Source organism: Rhodococcus shunpengi, from assembly GCF_048381395.1.
GTDB lineage: Bacteria > Actinomycetota > Actinomycetes > Mycobacteriales > Mycobacteriaceae > Rhodococcus.
Window position 1 is genome coordinate 181,221 of record NZ_JBLWIU010000015.1, and the last position, 16,126, is coordinate 197,346.

12 protein-coding genes and 1 riboswitch are annotated in these 16,126 nt (G+C 63.8%); of the genes, 11 read left to right on the plus strand and 1 reads right to left on the minus strand.

What is annotated here, in order from left to right:
• Positions 1-50: 50 nt before the first annotated feature.
• Positions 51-932, plus strand: coding sequence for an HpcH/HpaI aldolase/citrate lyase family protein (locus tag ACNJ7K_RS11335; protein ID WP_088899672.1), 882 nt, complete (start codon positions 51-53; stop codon positions 930-932).
• Between the two features lie 702 nt (positions 933-1,634).
• Here ACNJ7K_RS11335 and thiC read toward each other — a convergent pair.
• Positions 1,635-3,392, minus strand: a complete 1,758-nt coding sequence (gene thiC, locus ACNJ7K_RS11340; protein ID WP_088899676.1) for a phosphomethylpyrimidine synthase ThiC — start codon at positions 3,390-3,392, stop codon at positions 1,635-1,637.
• A riboswitch (TPP riboswitch) is annotated at positions 3,391-3,500 on the minus strand. (Overlaps the previous gene by 2 nt.)
• Before the next feature lie 142 nt (positions 3,501-3,642).
• On the opposite strand from thiC, the gene ACNJ7K_RS11345 reads away from it, so the two are divergent.
• The 10 genes from ACNJ7K_RS11345 (at position 3,643) to ACNJ7K_RS11390 (ending at position 16,107) form a co-directional block, all read left to right on the plus strand.
• The gene (locus tag ACNJ7K_RS11345) at positions 3,643-3,981 is read left to right on the plus strand and encodes an ArsR/SmtB family transcription factor (RefSeq protein WP_120284965.1); all 339 of its coding nucleotides are present in this window, start codon (positions 3,643-3,645) and stop codon (positions 3,979-3,981) included.
• A 15-nt stretch (positions 3,982-3,996) separates the two neighbouring features.
• The gene (locus ACNJ7K_RS11350; protein WP_088899670.1) at positions 3,997-5,412 is read left to right on the plus strand and encodes a substrate-binding protein; all 1,416 of its coding nucleotides are present in this window, start codon (positions 3,997-3,999) and stop codon (positions 5,410-5,412) included.
• A gap of 884 nt (positions 5,413-6,296) precedes the next feature.
• Positions 6,297-6,977, plus strand: a complete 681-nt coding sequence (nthB, locus tag ACNJ7K_RS11355; protein ID WP_487041703.1) for a nitrile hydratase subunit beta — start codon at positions 6,297-6,299, stop codon at positions 6,975-6,977.
• A gap of 63 nt (positions 6,978-7,040) precedes the next feature.
• Positions 7,041-7,664: a nitrile hydratase subunit alpha gene (gene nthA, locus ACNJ7K_RS11360; protein ID WP_088899668.1), complete on the plus strand. Its 624-nt coding sequence runs from the start codon at positions 7,041-7,043 to the stop codon at positions 7,662-7,664.
• 1 nt (position 7,665) lies between these two features.
• Positions 7,666-8,112 carry a nitrile hydratase accessory protein gene (locus ACNJ7K_RS11365; protein WP_088899667.1) on the plus strand — a complete coding sequence of 149 codons (447 nt, stop codon included), beginning with the start codon at positions 7,666-7,668 and terminating at the stop codon, positions 8,110-8,112.
• Between the two features lie 344 nt (positions 8,113-8,456).
• Positions 8,457-9,449, plus strand: coding sequence for a HoxN/HupN/NixA family nickel/cobalt transporter (locus tag ACNJ7K_RS11370; RefSeq protein WP_264721937.1), 993 nt, complete (start codon positions 8,457-8,459; stop codon positions 9,447-9,449).
• A gap of 126 nt (positions 9,450-9,575) precedes the next feature.
• Positions 9,576-11,123 carry an amidase gene (locus tag ACNJ7K_RS11375; RefSeq protein WP_159419446.1) on the plus strand — a complete coding sequence of 516 codons (1,548 nt, stop codon included), beginning with the start codon at positions 9,576-9,578 and terminating at the stop codon, positions 11,121-11,123.
• Positions 11,124-11,313: 190 nt separating this feature from the next.
• Positions 11,314-11,649 (plus strand): STAS domain-containing protein, encoded by a 336-nt coding sequence (locus ACNJ7K_RS11380; RefSeq protein ID WP_088899665.1) that lies wholly within the window; start codon positions 11,314-11,316, stop codon positions 11,647-11,649.
• Positions 11,650-11,920: 271 nt separating this feature from the next.
• Complete coding sequence (locus ACNJ7K_RS11385; RefSeq protein WP_268656014.1) at positions 11,921-13,027, plus strand: glycoside hydrolase 5 family protein; 1,107 nt, start codon at positions 11,921-11,923, stop codon at positions 13,025-13,027.
• 1,367 nt (positions 13,028-14,394) lie between these two features.
• Positions 14,395-16,107, plus strand: a complete 1,713-nt coding sequence (locus ACNJ7K_RS11390; RefSeq protein WP_268656013.1) for a sigma-54-dependent Fis family transcriptional regulator — start codon at positions 14,395-14,397, stop codon at positions 16,105-16,107.
• Positions 16,108-16,126 lie beyond the last annotated feature (19 nt).

A 16,126-nucleotide genomic window follows, 5' to 3' on the forward strand; every position in this document is an offset into this window, starting at 1 on the left:
AATCCACAACATCCACTGATTCGAATAAATACTGGAGATCGACAACAACGATGTCATTCGACTTCGAGGAACCCGATGCAGCCCGGGAAGCGCGAACCGAGCTGGCACGCCTTGCCCGATCATGGCTACTCGTCCCCCCTACCGATCTCGCTCGGTTGCATACCGCGGTCGCTACCAGTCCGGACTGCCTTGTCCTCGATCTCGAGGATGGAGTGCCCTACAGGGAGAAAACATCTGCACGGACAGTTGCGGCGCAGTGGCTTCGCGACAGAGTCGGTTGGGTCCGAGTCAACGACGCTTCGACCCGTGAACTTGCACTCGACCTGGAAATACTCCGCGATTCCCCGGGCCTTACCGGAATTGTTCTTGCGAAAACCGAGAGTCCGCAAGACATCGACATCGTGTCTGCCGCACTCCCCCATGTCCCGATCGTCGCTATGGTCGAAACTGCTTCCTCGCTTCGTCAGGCCGACCGTATCGCTGAATGCTCACCGGTCGTGCGCTTGGCCTTCGGCATCAGAGACTTCTGCAGCGACCTCGACATCGATGGGACACCAGAAGGCCTGGCGTATGCCCGCTCGACCCTCGTCATCGCCAGCAAGACGGCGGAAATCGCAGCGCCTATCGACGGCCCGACCGCTGCGGATGATCGGGATACCGTCGCAGCCGACATCGACACAGCCAAAAAGTTCGGCATGACCGGAAAATTGTCGGTTCGGGCGCGTCACGTCGACACGATCAACGAGAAATTCTCCCCGTCGGCCCATTCAGTCTCACAAGCGCATGCCACTATCGCCGAACTCGGCCCCTGCGGGGAGAACATCGAGACGGGAGCCGATCGGCCGCGCTTCATCTCAGCCACTGCCGTGCTCTCCAGATCTCGGTACTTCGGCCGCTTGGAGGCGACCAAATCCGCCTCTCTTGCCCAGTAGTCGGCGCGTTCACGCTGCTCTGATCGGCACCGCCAACGCTGCAAGGGTCTCGGGTGCGGTGTACCTGCCCGGGTCAAGAACCCGCAAGGCATCATCGAGAAGACTGATTACCGCGCGGAGATGGTGGACAACGCCGCCGCGCGAGGTCGACGCCGAGCGAATGCGGGATGGTCCGGACGCGTTCCAGCACGTGTGCAGCGACCGCCGATCCCGGAAGCAGAATCGACCGGGCCGACGATCACGACCGCTCCCCCGAGACGGCCGCCTGCCGTGACACGGTGAGGGGAACGGCAACCCGCACCGTGTCACGGCCGGCGTCGAGACCACCCGGGCAACTACTCCTCGGTGCCTCGAAGCTGAGCGAGTCACAAGTGCAGGTCACCCCCGATTCGGCAGCGAGGTGGGCGATGTCGTCACCGCCTCGCCCGCCGGCACCCGATCACTGCTACAGCGAACCCCGCTCACACATGGGCACTTTCGTTGAGCACGAGTGGATACCGCCGCTGAATCTCATTCCCCTCGTGCTCGAACCCGGACGGTCGCCGGCACCGCGAAACCGCACATCGATGCCGACTCCGTCCTCGACCACCTTCGTCATCGCGACACAACGCCACCCGGCAGAGCAAGTGCGGGCGTGCGTCACGCCGCTGAGGGCGTTGCGTCCGTGTCCTCCCGTCACCTGGACTCAACGCCCCTGCGACCTCAGTTGTCCTGTGTCACACGCTTACTTTCGGAGGACAGGACAGTAGGGGCATCCAAATACACCGTGCTGCCGGCGGCCCTGAACTGGTCGGACATATGTTGCATCCCGGCGACGGCGGCCTGGTCGGCGGCGTCACCGAACCTGGTCCGGATGTCTTGGGAGATACGCATCGAGCAGAACTTCGGCCCACACATCGAGCAGAAGTGCGCCGTCTTGGCCGGTTCAGCCGGAAGCGTCTCGTCATGGAACTGCTCGGCCGTATCCGGATCCAGCGACAGAGCGAACTGATCCCGCCACCGAAACTCGAAACGCGCCTTCGACAACGCGTCGTCACGCTCGACGGCACCGGGATGGCCCTTGGCGATGTCGGCAGCATGAGCGGCGATCTTGTACGTGATGACCCCGGTCTTCACGTCGTCCCGATTCGGCAGTCCCAGATGCTCCTTCGGGGTGACGTAACACAGCATCGCGGTGCCATGGCGGGCGATCTCGGTGGCCCCGATCGCGGAGGTGATGTGGTCGTAGCCCGGAGTAATGTCGGTCACCAGCGGCCCCAGGGTGTAGAAAGGCGCTCCATGACATAACTTCTGCTGACGCTCCACATTTTCCCGTACCCGATGGATCGGGATGTGGCCAGGGCCTTCGACCATCACCTGAACGTCGTGAGCCCAGGCACGGGTGGTCAGTTCGGCAAGGGTGTCCAGTTCAGCGTACTGCGCGGCGTCGTTGGCGTCGGCGATCGACCCCGGTCGCAGCCCGTCCCCGAGGGAAAATGCCACGTCGTAGCGGGCGAAGATCTCACACAGTTCGTCGAAGTGGGTGTAGAGAAAATTTTCCTCGTGATGGGCGAGGCACCAACCGGCCATGATGGACCCACCTCGGGAGACGATGCCGGTGAGCCGCTCGGCCGTGAGCGGTACGTAGCGCAGCAGCACTCCGGCGTGGATGGTCATGTAGTCCACACCCTGCTCACACTGCTCGATCACGGTGTCGCGGAAGATCTCCCACGTCAGCGCATCGGCCTGGCCGGCGACCTTCTCCAGAGCCTGGTAGATCGGCACCGTGCCGATCGGCACCGGGGAGTTGCGAATGATCCACTCTCGGGTGGTGTGGATATCTTCGCCGGTGGACAGGTCCATCACAGTGTCCGCGCCCCAACGGGTGGCCCAGCGCATCTTGTCGACTTCGTCGACGATGGAGCTGGTCACCGCTGAGTTGCCGATGTTGGCATTGATCTTCACCAGGAAGGACTTGCCGATGATCATCGGCTCGGACTCGGGGTGGTTGACGTTGGCGGGGATGATCGCCCGACCCGCCGCCACCTCCGAGCGCACCAGTTCCACGTCGCAGTTCTCCCGCAGCGCCACGAACCGCATTTCCTGGGTGATGATCCCCGCCCGGGCATAGTGCATCTGCGTGACCGTCCGGCCTGTCTTCGCTCGCACCGGGACAGGTCGGGGCCCCTTCCACTCCCGGGACGCCTCTCCACGCCGCACCGCCGAGCGGCCATCGTCGAGCAGATCCCGTTCTCGCCCCGGGTAGTGCTCGACGTCGCCGCGAGCAGCGATCCAGTCGGCGCGCGTCGGCGGGAGCCCGACCAGCGGATCGCTATCGGGACCTGCAGTGCGGTAGACCTGCAGCGGCGGGTTCGGCACCCCGCCGGGAGAGTCGTTCAAGCGGATCTCTGTGACAGGTACACGCAGGTCGTGTTCCTCGTCGTGGACATAGCTCAGGGCATGCGAATTGGGTGCACTCATCGGAATCGTTCCTACTTCCTTCGCCGGCATTACCCGGGCAGGTTCGACGGTCGCAGGCTGCCTCAGCCCGATCTCAGCCCCTGCAATAGGGCTCCCGTGGGGACGGCACAGACCCTAACACCCGGCTTCTCCCGCTGCAGATGTAGCTGGTCCGGTCGTCGGAGCGGTGCGAAGTCGGCCCGTCCTGTACGAGCTACGAGGAGGTACTCTTCTATATGTCATTGACTGTTGACTCGAGGAGATCGGGATCTTGTCCGCACAGCTGGCCTTCGATGCCCTCGCCGACCCTGTACGGCGAGCCATTCTCACTGTGCTGGCAGAGCGTGACGAGTGCAGCGTCAACGAACTGGTCGACCAGATCGACAGCGTGGGACGCACCGGCGTCTCGAACCACCTCCGGATCCTGCGGCACGCGGGCCTGGTCACCGAACGTAAGGCCGGACGCTTCCGTTTCTACTCGATCGACCCGGCCGGTCCTGCACGCGATGTCATTGCAATGTTGCAGGAATTGTTCCGAGGAGCCCTGTCAGATGCCGTCGAGGCCGCAGACCGCACCGCTGCCACCGACACAACCTTGCGACGTGCATAGCTTCCAGGAAACACGGTGACCCAGCTCGTACTGCACGCCGAAGAGTGGACCGCATCCCCACCCTCGGTGGCCTACAGCCTTTTCGGAGCAGGCGACGAGGCGGGATGGCTCTTCGGCGCGGTATGCGATCGGGTCGAACCCGGCGCTGCCGTGCGTATGGCGGTCCACCTCAGCGGTTCCGGCGCAGAACCGGTCGAAATCCTCGGCCGTATTGCTGCCGCACGTCCGCATGCGTACCTCGATATCGTGCACGACCAGCCCTGGCGAGGGCGTATCAAACTCCGTTTCGAAGCCGCAAACGGTGGTACGAGGGTTCGGCTCATCGCCGAACTCGACCAGCCCGGATTGGAATGGTTGATGCGGCGTCGAGGGTTCCCTACCTCTCGAAACGCCTCTTCCCATCCCCGTCTGGGATTGTTGACGTCGAAATCCGGACCCGGCAGCCTCTTCGCCACCTCGATTGACAACGCCGCCATGCTGGCACTGGAGGAAATCAATGCCGAGGGCGGTATCCACGGCAGTCCAGTCGAGTTGATCGTGGGTGATGACGCCACAGACCCGCAGACCGGCGTCATGGAAGCGCGACGACTCGTCCAGGCAGGCTGCCGGACCATTCTGGTCGCCGCCACATCGGCTACCTACACCGCCGTTGCCGAGGCGCTCAGTGATGCACCCGTGCTGCTGGTACAGCCGGTCATGAACGAAGGAGGGCGCGGCGATCGTCTCCGCCTCCAGCTCGGTGAGCGGCCGGACGACCAGTTGGCAGCAGCCGTGAAACCACTCATGCGGATGGAGGGGGTGCGACGATGGTTTCTGGCCGGCGACGATTATTGTTGGCCCCGTACGACACACGGCCTGGCACGCCAACTGTTGCCTCGGTACGGCGCCGGAGTCGTCGGGGAAAAGTTCGCGTCTCTGGGAACTCGTGACTTCGCCCCGATCATCGAATCGATCCAGAAATCGGGTGCCGACATCGTACTGTCGACCTTCGTCGGAGCTGATGCTGTTGCGTTCGAGCGGCAATGCTATGCAATGGGATTGCGGGATCAGTGCATCACTCTGGCGCCCGCCTTGGAGGAGTCCACGCTGACGTACATCGGCGACGAAGCGGCCCGTGGCCTCTACTCCGTCTCGGGGTACTTCCAAGGATTACAAACGGAAGGTAACGCCTCGCTTCTGAAGAGGTACCGGGCGCAATTCGGTCCTTGGGCACCGCCGCTGTCGACGTTGAGCGAGTCTGTGTTCGAGGCAGTTCACATATGGTGGCAAGCGGCCCGGAAAGCCGAGGATAGCGAGCGGATCGCCGCGGCAATGCGTCACGGCGAGTTTCAGCTACCGCGGGGCACCGTCACCTTGAGCGAGGACCGACTCAGGCAGCAGCTCCATTTGACGAAAGCGACCGGCACAGAACTGTATCCTGCCCTCGGATGAGTTGAGACCTCGCTTGCTGATACCGAAGACCAGGGCATATGCCTGGTCATATCGGCGTGCTCGCTCCGTCTGCAGTTTCGTTCCCGGCCGGACGGATGCGCAACCACCGAGCGCAACTCGGGGTCGTCTGTGCATCAGCGTCGCCAGGATTGCTTCCGGCTACGCTCGGGTCCCGCGTTACCGCCATTCGACGCGATGTCGATCCCGGTCAAGGCGACAATGACAGCTGCCAGATCCTCCTCTGTGGGATCGGGACCGGTCGCGGAGGTCGAGGCTTTCTGCGAGATCTGCTTCCCTCTCGGGGGTCGTTCTGACTTCATTCTTCGCCTTCCTTTGTGAACGTCTCTCTGCGACACTTCCGGCCACAGTCAGCATCTTTTGAGATAGCTCCGAATGCAGACGGTTCACGATTCGTTCCGGGGGCTCGACGAACGTCTTCCAGTCTCCGAAACAAACAGCAGTGTGGTCGAATTTGTGGCCGTCAGCGCGGTTGAGCCACAGAGTGAATGCGCGGCAATCGAACTCAGATTATCGGGCCATTGCCCCACTGTCCACAGCGCGTGAGCGCGATACACGTGGCAATAAAGAATGACTACCAGTACGCTCGTGCCGACACAGGCGAGTGCGGCGCTCTATTGCAGGCAACCCACACACCGGATAGGTCTCCACGATCGTACCTCCAGACGGATGGTGGGGATGTTCACTTTCTCTCTGGAGCTCCCTGGAGCCACTCGCGCCGACGCATCCACGCTCGGACAGCCCACGGTGCGGATCACCCCTGTTCGTCGGTAACAGAACAGTAACATGTCATCAGGTCATGACGTGTTGACGCATTAGACGAGGGCACATAGGGTTGGTGACTCACGGCACAAGGAGAGCATTTCATGGATGGAATCCACGACCTCGGTGGCCGCGCCGGCCTGGGTCCGATCAAGCCCGAATCCGATGAACCTGTTTTCCATTCCGATTGGGAGCGGTCGGTTTTGACGATGTTCCCGGCGATGGCGCTGGCCGGCGCGTTCAATCTCGACCAGTTCCGGGGCGCGATGGAGCAGATCCCCCCGCACGACTACCTGACCTCGCAATACTACGAGCACTGGATGCACGCGATGATCCACCACGGCATCGAGGCGGGCATCTTCGATTCCGACGAACTCGACCGCCGCACCCAGTACTACATGGACCATCCGGACGACACGACCCCCACGCGGCAGGATCCGCAACTGGTGGAGACGATCTCGCAACTGATCACCCACGGAGCCGATTACCGACGCCCGACCGACACCGAGGCCGCATTCGCCGTAGGCGACAAAGTCATCGTGCGGTCGGACGCCTCACCGAACACCCACACCCGCCGCGCCGGATACGTCCGCGGTCGTGTCGGCGAAGTCGTGGCGACCCACGGCGCGTATGTCTTTCCGGACACCAACGCACTCGGCGCCGGCGAAAACCCCGAACACCTGTACACCGTGCGGTTCTCGGCGACCGAGTTGTGGGGTGAACCTGCCGCCCCGAACGTCGTCAATCACATCGACGTGTTCGAACCGTATCTGCTACCGGCCTGACCAGGTCATCCGGTCCACCCAGCGAGACGTCCCTTCACCACAGACAGAAACGAGCCCACCCCGATGACCGCCCACAATCCCGTCCAGGGCACGTTGCCACGATCGAACGAGGAGATCGCCGCACGCGTGAAGGCCATGGAGGCCATCCTCGTCGACAAGGGCCTGATCTCCACCGACGCCATCGACCACATGTCCTCGGTCTACGAGAACGAGGTCGGTCCTCAACTCGGCGCCAAGATCGTCGCCCGCGCCTGGGTCGATCCCGAGTTCAAGCAGCGCCTGCTCACCGACGCCACCAGCGCCTGCCGTGAAATGGGCGTCGGCGGCATGCAGGGCGAAGAAATGGTCGTGCTGGAAAACACCGGCACGGTCCACAACATGGTCGTATGTACCTTGTGCTCGTGCTATCCGTGGCCGGTTCTCGGCCTGCCACCCAACTGGTACAAGTACCCCGCCTACCGCGCCCGCGCTGTCCGCGACCCCCGAGGTGTGCTGGCCGAATTCGGATATACCCCCGACCCTGACGTCGAGATCCGGATATGGGACTCGAGTGCCGAACTTCGCTACTGGGTCCTGCCGCAACGCCCAGCCGGCACCGAGAACTTCACCGAAGAACAACTCGCCGACCTCGTCACCCGCGACTCGCTCATCGGCGTATCCGTCCCCACCACACCCAGCAAGGCCTGACATGCCCCGACTCAACGAACAACCCCACCCGGGTCTCGAAGCCAACCTCGGCGACCTGGTACAGAATCTGCCGTTCAACGAACGAATCCCCCGCCGCTCCGGCGAGGTCGCCTTCGATCAGGCCTGGGAGATCCGCGCCTTCAGCATTGCCACCGCATTGCATGGCCAGGGCCGATTCGAATGGGACGAATTCCAGTCCCGCCTGATCGAGTCGATCAAACAGTGGGAAGCCGAACACGCCACCACCGAGCAGTGGAGTTACTACGAGCGTTGGATGCTCGCACTCGAAGAGCTGCTGCACGACAAGGGATTTGTCGCAGGCGAGGAACTCGCGCACCGTACCGAGCAGGTGCTGGCAACGCCCGCCGGCGCCCATCACCAGCACGCCGTGCGTGATCCCATCGCCGTGCACGCCATCGGCACACCCACCACTGACTCCGACGGGTAGCCGGAACCTCGTCGCCGCGAACCCAGCGGGTTCACCAACGTCGAGTCGCTCCCGGAAGCGCGCCCCGTGTAACGACGACTGTTGGTGCGAACCCCGAACGCCGCGACATCAGTATCTTCCCGGTCTTCAGACCCGGCTCCACCGCGGACCTACGGAGCGTCACCGGTACCGCGGCTCGAATCGGGCCGGATCATCCCCGCACCGCACCCGCGGCACCCCGAACATTTCAGTCTCAGGCGTATCCGAAAAACGCTGCGAATCATCTGAAGGACAAGCGTTTGACCAGCACCACCATTACACCGCACCACATAGGTGGTGCCTGGACTCGAACCGAGCGTCGACGGTTGGCGTCCGTTGTCGGTGCCATCGTGATCCTGCACGTCTTGGGCGTGGCGCTGTACTTGGGATACTCGGGCAACCCGGCAGCGGCCGGGGGCCTCGCCGGATCCGGTGTGCTCGCCTACGTGCTCGGCGTTCGTCACGCATTCGACGCCGACCACATCGCGGCAATCGACGACACGACACGCCTGATGCTGCTACGGGGACGCCGTCCCGTCGGAGTCGGATTCTTCTTCGCGATGGGACACTCGACCGTCGTCGTTGTCCTTGCCCTCGTCGTGGCACTGGGCGCGAGCGCCCTAACCACGACCGAACTCGAAGGAGTACAGGAAATCGGCGGGTTGGTCGCCACCGTCGTCGCCGTCACCTTCCTGTTGATCGTTGCAGGACTCAACAGTGTGGTCCTGCGCAATCTGCTTTGCCTGTCCCGACAGGTACGCGCCGGATCGGACATCACCGGCGACCTCGAGAGCAGACTCAGTGAGCGCGGGCTGTTCACCCGCCTACTGGGCAACCGCTGGCGCGGACTGGTTCGATCGTCCTGGCACATGTACCCCGTCGGCCTGTTGATGGGACTGGGGCTCGAGACCGCCTCCGAGGTCACCTTGCTCACCCTCACCGCCTCGGCAGCCACCGGGGGCACGTTGTCGATAGCCGCTGTGCTCAGCCTCCCGTTGCTCTTCGCCGCGGGGATGAGCACGTTCGACACAGCGGACTCCTTGTTCATGACCCGCGCATACTCGTGGTCGTACCAGGACCCCCAGCGTCGACTGAACTTCAACATTGCGACGACCGGCGCCACCGTGGTCATCGGCCTCTTCGTAGCCGGCATCTACGTATGTGCACTACTGGCACACCTGCCCATGTTCGCTGCGCTGTCCCCGATCGGTGACATCTCCGAAAACTTCGAATTCCTCGGCTACGCCGTCGCAGCCGCCTTCATCCTCACCTGGACAGGCGCGTTGCTGTTCAATCACCTGAAACCTCAACGGAACTGAAGGCGCCCACGATCACATCAGCCACCGAGATACCCATAACGCTGACGGACACTTACGACACAGCGCACCGAGCGATCCCTCCCTCCCCCACTCGATGATGCTGTTCACATATTCGAAGGGAACCTCATGTCTTCGTTGACTCCCCCCAATTCCAACCAAATGTCGGCCCTGAACAACCACTTCCGATTCGGACTGACGACGCCGGAACTCGAAGAGTTCGCACCGGCCCTCGAAGCGACGCTCGCGTCCTCCGAAACCGTCGAACGCCTCTACGAGCGCACCGCGCCCGAGCCGCCTCAGCGGTCATGGACCTCACCCACGGCGGACGAGAACCCGCTGAGCGCCTGGTACGTCACCACCTCGATCAGCGAAACCGACGAAGGCCCCCTCGCCGGGCGAACGGTCGCCGTGAAAGACAACGTCGCAGTCGCCGGCGTGCCGATGATGAACGGCTCCCGAACCGTCGAGGGCTTCACCCCCCGCTACGACGCCACCGTCGTACGCCGACTGCTCGACGCCGGCGCAACCATCACCGGCAAAGCGGTGTGCGAAGATCTCTGCTTCTCCGGCGCCAGCTTCACTTCCCACCCCCAGCCGGTCCGCAACCCCTGGGACGAAAGCCGCATCACCGGCGGCTCGTCCAGCGGCAGCGGCGCCCTGGTCGCCAGCGGCCAGGTGGATATGGCAGTCGGCGGCGACCAGGGCGGTTCGATCCGCATCCCCGCCGCGTTCTGCGGCATCGTCGGACACAAACCCACCCACGGACTGGTCCCCTATACGGGAGCATTTCCCATCGAACGAACCATCGACCACCTCGGTCCGATGACGCGCACGGTCAGCGACGCCGCCGCAATGCTCACCGTCCTCGCCGGCACCGACGGCCTCGATCCCCGACAGACCCACCGGATCGAACCGGTGGACTACCTCGCGGCGCTGGCCGAACCCGCATCGGGTCTGCGCGTGGGTGTGGTCACCGAAGGCTTCGACACCCCTGTCTCCGACGCTGCCGTCGACAATGCCGTCCGCACCGCCATCGACGTACTGCGCTCGGCCGGACTTACCGTCGAAGAAGTCTCGATCCCCTGGCACCTCGATGCAATGGCCGTCTGGAACGTGATCGCCACCGAGGGAGCGGCCTACCAGATGCTCGACGGCAATGCCTACGGCATGAACACTGATGGCTTCTACGATCCCGAACTCATCGCCCACTTCTCCCGTCAACGACTCGAGCACGGTCACCAACTGTCGAAGACAGTCAAACTCGTCGGGATGTCCGGGCGCTACACATTGGAGGTAGGCGGCGGCAAGTACTACGCCATGGCCCGCCAACTCGTCCCCGAAGTCCGCGCCGCCTACGACGCCGCCTTGGCTCGGTACGACGTGCTGGTAATGCCCACCCTCCCCTACACCGCCACCAAGATCCCGACCACGGACATTCCGTTGGCCGACTATCTGGACACCGCACTGTCGATGATCATCAACACCGCACCATTCGACGTCACCGGTCACCCCGCCTGCAGTGTCCCCGCTGACCTGGTCCACGGGCTTCCCACCGGAATGATGATCATCGGCAAGCATTTCGACGACGCGACAGTGCTGCGCGTCGCCCAGCTCTACGAACATGCAGTGGGCAACTATCCTGTCCCGCCGGCTGCAGCCGGCACCCTGACATAACCCATTCGCCCGACCGTACGAGACCACACGCTGCGAACTCGTACGGTCGGGCGGAACCGGTGACTGTCGGACACCTCCCTCCTCGACCCGGACGCGCATTCGGGGAGTGAGGACACCCAGGTCACCGTACGCCCTTGCTCTGGACGGACTTTCCCGAGAAAGGGCGCCATTGCCGAACGAAGGACTCCGCATGCAATCTTGCGAAGAACGCGTAGAGAACAGCATCCTGATGCTGCGCCCGATCGGCGTGCTGCGCGGCGCCTCGTCCGCTCGGCTGCGGCAGCGCCTGGACCGAGCCCTGGCTGACAATACCGATGTCGTCGTCGATCTCGGGAGCGTGCCCAGTGTAGATTCCACCGGTCTCGGTGTGATGATCCATGCCACCAAGACGGCCCGGACGCACTGTCGTTCCCTGACATTCGCCGCGCCCAGCGCCCGGGTGAAGGCGATGATCGAACGGACCCGCTTACAGTCGGTAATCACACTGTCGTCGTCGGTCGAGGCTGCTATGGAACGCATCCGATGATCCGCCACGCTCGAGCAGACACAGACACAGACACACACCGCTGCAGATCCGCCGGACCACGGCCACCTCTGCACTCCATCCAAATCATGGAACCTTGAGCGAAACCCATGTTCTCGAAAGACGCCTCTGGGCAGTTCACGTCGACAACTGTCACCGGTGCACCCGCGCCGACGCAGCTTGCCGATCGCGCGCGTTCGGCCGACGCAGCGGTCGCTACCCCCACGCTCACCCGTCGAGTCGGGAAGGCTGGAAACCTGGGAGAGGCACCGATATGACCTGGATGCGACTCGTCTGCATGTCGGCGATACTCCTGGTCGTCGCCCTTGCGAGCGCGTGCACCATCCCCGGACCCGGTGCAGCATCGCCAGGTGAGGACACAGGTGCGCCGACCTCCACCCCGTGGGTCTCGTATGCTCATCCGCTGCGGGTGACCACCACCGGCGGTATTTTGCACCTCGACGGTCAACCCTGGTGGCCCACCGGCTTCAATGCCTATCAACTGGCTACGGATTGGACGGTCAACGCCGGGTGCGGAGCGATGGTGGATCTGGACTCCTACTTCTCGTCTCGCCAACCGGGGACAGTGACCCGATTCAACGCCTTTCAGAATCTGGCCGTGGACAAGCGCAACGGCAAGCTGAACTTCGAACCGATCGATGCGGTGTTCGCGGCCGCCAAACGGCACCGACAGTTACTCATCCCGGTGCTCGCCGCCCAGGACGGCGCCTGTGAGGACGAGCAATACAAAACGCGCGAGTGGTATCTCGGCGGATGGAAAGAACCCACCGACATGCCGCTGAGCTACAGCGAGTGGGTTGCTGCCGCCGTCGATCGCTGGGCCGGATCACCTTCGATCGCTGCATGGGAACTACTCGGTGAACCCGAGGTCGGCGTCTGCACCACCCCCGACTGCGACCTGCACCAACGTCGGTGCCCGGAAGACTCGTCGCAGGTGCTGCGCGACTGGGTCGATGCGGCCGGGGCGGTGGCTCGTGCGCACGATCAGCGACACCTGCTCACGCTCGGTCTACTCGGGGGCGAGCAGTGCGGTCTCGCCGACGGTGGTTATGCCCTGGTCGCTGCCTCGCCCTATCTGGACGTGGTTCAGTACCACGACTACGACGATGCGGCATTCCTCCCACTGCGACTCGAGCAAACCGAGAAACCTGTGCTCGTTGCCGAGTTCGGGATCCGCGCTGGAAGCTGCCTACCCCTGACCGAACGCGCCACCCGCGTCGGTGCCCAGATCGACCGGTATCACACGATGGGCACTGCCGGGGCGCTGTTGTGGGCCTTCGTACCGGATCCTCGACCACAGGAATGCACGTACGACATCGGCCCCTTCGACCCCATTCACGGCTTGCCCCAGATGAGATAGGGACGCGCCCTGGGCCGGCGCGTCGGGGTGACAGTCGTCTCGGAGGCCACGGAACCGATTGCTCGGGCCGGCTTCCGCCACCTTCACCCATGGTGAAGGTGATGAGTACCTGTCGTCCGCGGATGCCGGTATTCTGTGTCCGGGCTCGGCGCCCACCGCGTGACGTTGTCTTCCCTCATTGCACGAATCGAACGCGATTCCGAAATTGTTTGTGCACTAGTACTTCTGATTGAAGTCGATTAGGTCGTATCGGGAGGCACCGTCGGTGCCCGCTTAGATTGTCGAGGCGGACACCGACGGCTCCCGTACCTGTCGCCGTCAGGGGGCGGCGACGGTTCGTCGCAGAGCGACGAAACGGGGTTCTCGTTCTCGGTACTGCGCAGCGACTCGGACATAGTCGCGTAGCAACTCGGAACAGCAGGGGCGAGGTTCCAAGCACGGAGAACAGAATGTTGAAACAAGGCCCCGTCCTCCCCGATAGGGCGACTCGCTCCAACACCAAAAGACTAGCGAAAAACTCGCCGTAACAGCAAATTACATGGCTTTTCATCCGTTCCGATACCGCAACACCGGAGCACCCGCCCACGAGCACCGGTGACATCCTGTCCCCTTCCCATCTCCCGACAGACCGGATCTTCTTGCCAACACCGCCGACGAACGACTCCACCCCCCCCTGAGTCCGGCGCCGAGCACACTCCCACAACCGTGGGTTCCGGTCGGACAGATACGGACGAGTTCCGAACGCCCGGATCAATGCCACACAGCCGACCCCACTGTCCCCGAACCCTGCCCGGCCACGAAACCCACTGGTAGCTACGCAACTCGTGGTCACGCGCAGGAACCCTGTGATATACACATACAGTTCACGGAGCATTGATGGTCGACAGTAGGGGTCACACTGCCAACCAACAGCTTTCGTGACGCACCAGCGTCGTTCCAGGGGAACACGGCGCGAACGGACGCGCGCAGACGCACGGCCTCGCCGACAATGCCAACGCACACCTCCCCACTGTTCACTTCCGCCGACTCCGCCGGACCGATCGACTGGAATGGCATCGGCCGAAACGGCCCTGGTCCTGCAGAGGAGATGGAACGCTGCACGATGAATAGCATCGTGTTCCGCCACCGTGCGGATCGACAGGCCCTCAAGACGCCGGTGAACACACTGGACAAGGTTCGCACGCACCGAAGACATGTCCAGAAGTTCCCGGTGTAGCGTTCTGGGACACTCCGAACCGGTGTCACCTCGTTTGCATAGAGTCCGTTCTCGCCGTGAGGTCTTCGGAGGTGGATGTGTGGTAACCGACCGGTTCCGTGAGCAAGCAGAAGAACACGGTTCCGATAGCTGTGAGAATCTCATACCGAAAATGCGGCCGGAGATCGAACAGTCCTGGCGCCGCTGCCTCGCAATGGGAGTGACACCCGACAGTTCTCCACTGCGCTATATCGACGACGCACCCACCGATCCGAAGCTTGTGCGTGCGGCGCGGCCGGTCCTGGATCGGTTGGCCGATCAACTCGCCGATGCACCGGTGACGATCCTGCTCGCCTCGCAGGATGCGACCATCGTCGACCGGCGGGCCGGGCAGCGGTCGCTGCTCGGTCGTCTCGACCGGGCCCAGGTCGCCCCGGGGTTCATCTTCGCCGAGGAATGCGCCGGAACCAACGGGATCGGCACCGCCCTCGAAGAACGCAAAGCGTTCCGGGTCCGCGGGGAAGAGCACCTGCTCGAGTCGCTGCACCCGCTGGCCTGTGTCGGCTCCCCGATCGTCGACCAGGTCTCACGCGCGGTGACCGGCATCGTCGACATCACCTGCCAGGTCGACGATGTCAACGAGCTGATGGCACCGCTGGTGCTCTCGGCGGTACGCGACATCGAAGAACGACTGTTCGCCCTGTCCGCCCGCAGCGAGCAGAACCTGCTGCGCGAATACATGCGCAGCAAACGCCGCGGCCACGCCGCGGTGGTGGCGATGAGCCGGGACACGGTGATCGCGACCCCGACGGTGTCACGGTTGATGGACTCGACCGATCAGATGATGATCTGGGACTGGATCAGCACCCATCTGGCCGCCAAGGACGAATGGGAAGGACCGCTGCGTTTCGCCGAGGGGATCGACGTGCGGGTCCATGCCCGCCGGGTCGGTGAGTCCACCGATCCGCTCAGCGCGATCATCGAACTGCGCCCGCTGGCCTCCCCGGCTCCGCCGCGTCCGCGCGCCCGCCTGGCCCCCGCCGCGCCCGCCGGTGCGGCGCCGGCGACGCGTATCGCCGGCCGCAGCCTGGCCGCGCACCGACTCCAGGACCGGGTCGACGAGATCGCCGCGACCGTCGCGCCGGTGCTGATCATCGGCGAGTCCGGTGTCGGCAAAACCCATCTGGCCCGGCAGATCCAGCACCGCTGGGGACCGAACGCCCCGGTCCCGAGCGTCGACGCGTCGACGTTGACCCCCTCGGCGGTGGCCGAGTTGCGGGCGCGTCTGTCCGGCAGTTTCGCGTGCATCCTCGAGCACCTCGACGAGGTCCCCGACGACGCTGTCGCTCCTACCCGGCGGTTGCTCGACGCCGCCGTCGAGCTCGGTGCACCGGTGATCGCCACCGCCACCTCGAGCACCCCCGACGATCTGCGCCATCAGGTGCAGACCCATGTGCGGCGCAGTGTGTGCATCCCACCGCTGCGCCAGCGCATCGAAGATCTCACCGATCTCGCGCGGGAGTTGCTCGCCGCCGAATTCCCCGACCGTCCGACCCCGCAACTGCAACCGGCCGCGCATCGGGCGTTGATCGACCATCACTGGCCCGGCAACCTGCGCGAACTCGCCTCGGTGCTCAGTACCGCGGCGGCACGGTCGATGGGATTCGACATCAAACTCGAACATCTGCCCGCCGACTACCGCACCCTCGGTGCCGGCCGCCGGTTGACCTCGCTCGAACGCACCGAACGCGAAGCGATCGTCCGCGCCCTCGACGAGTCCGACGGCAACAAATCCCTCGCCGCCCACCGACTCGGTGTGGCCCGCTCGACCCTCTACCGCAAGATCCGCGCACTGGGCCTGGAAAACGAAACGTTCGGTTCCTGACCCCTGAAACACTCTGTCG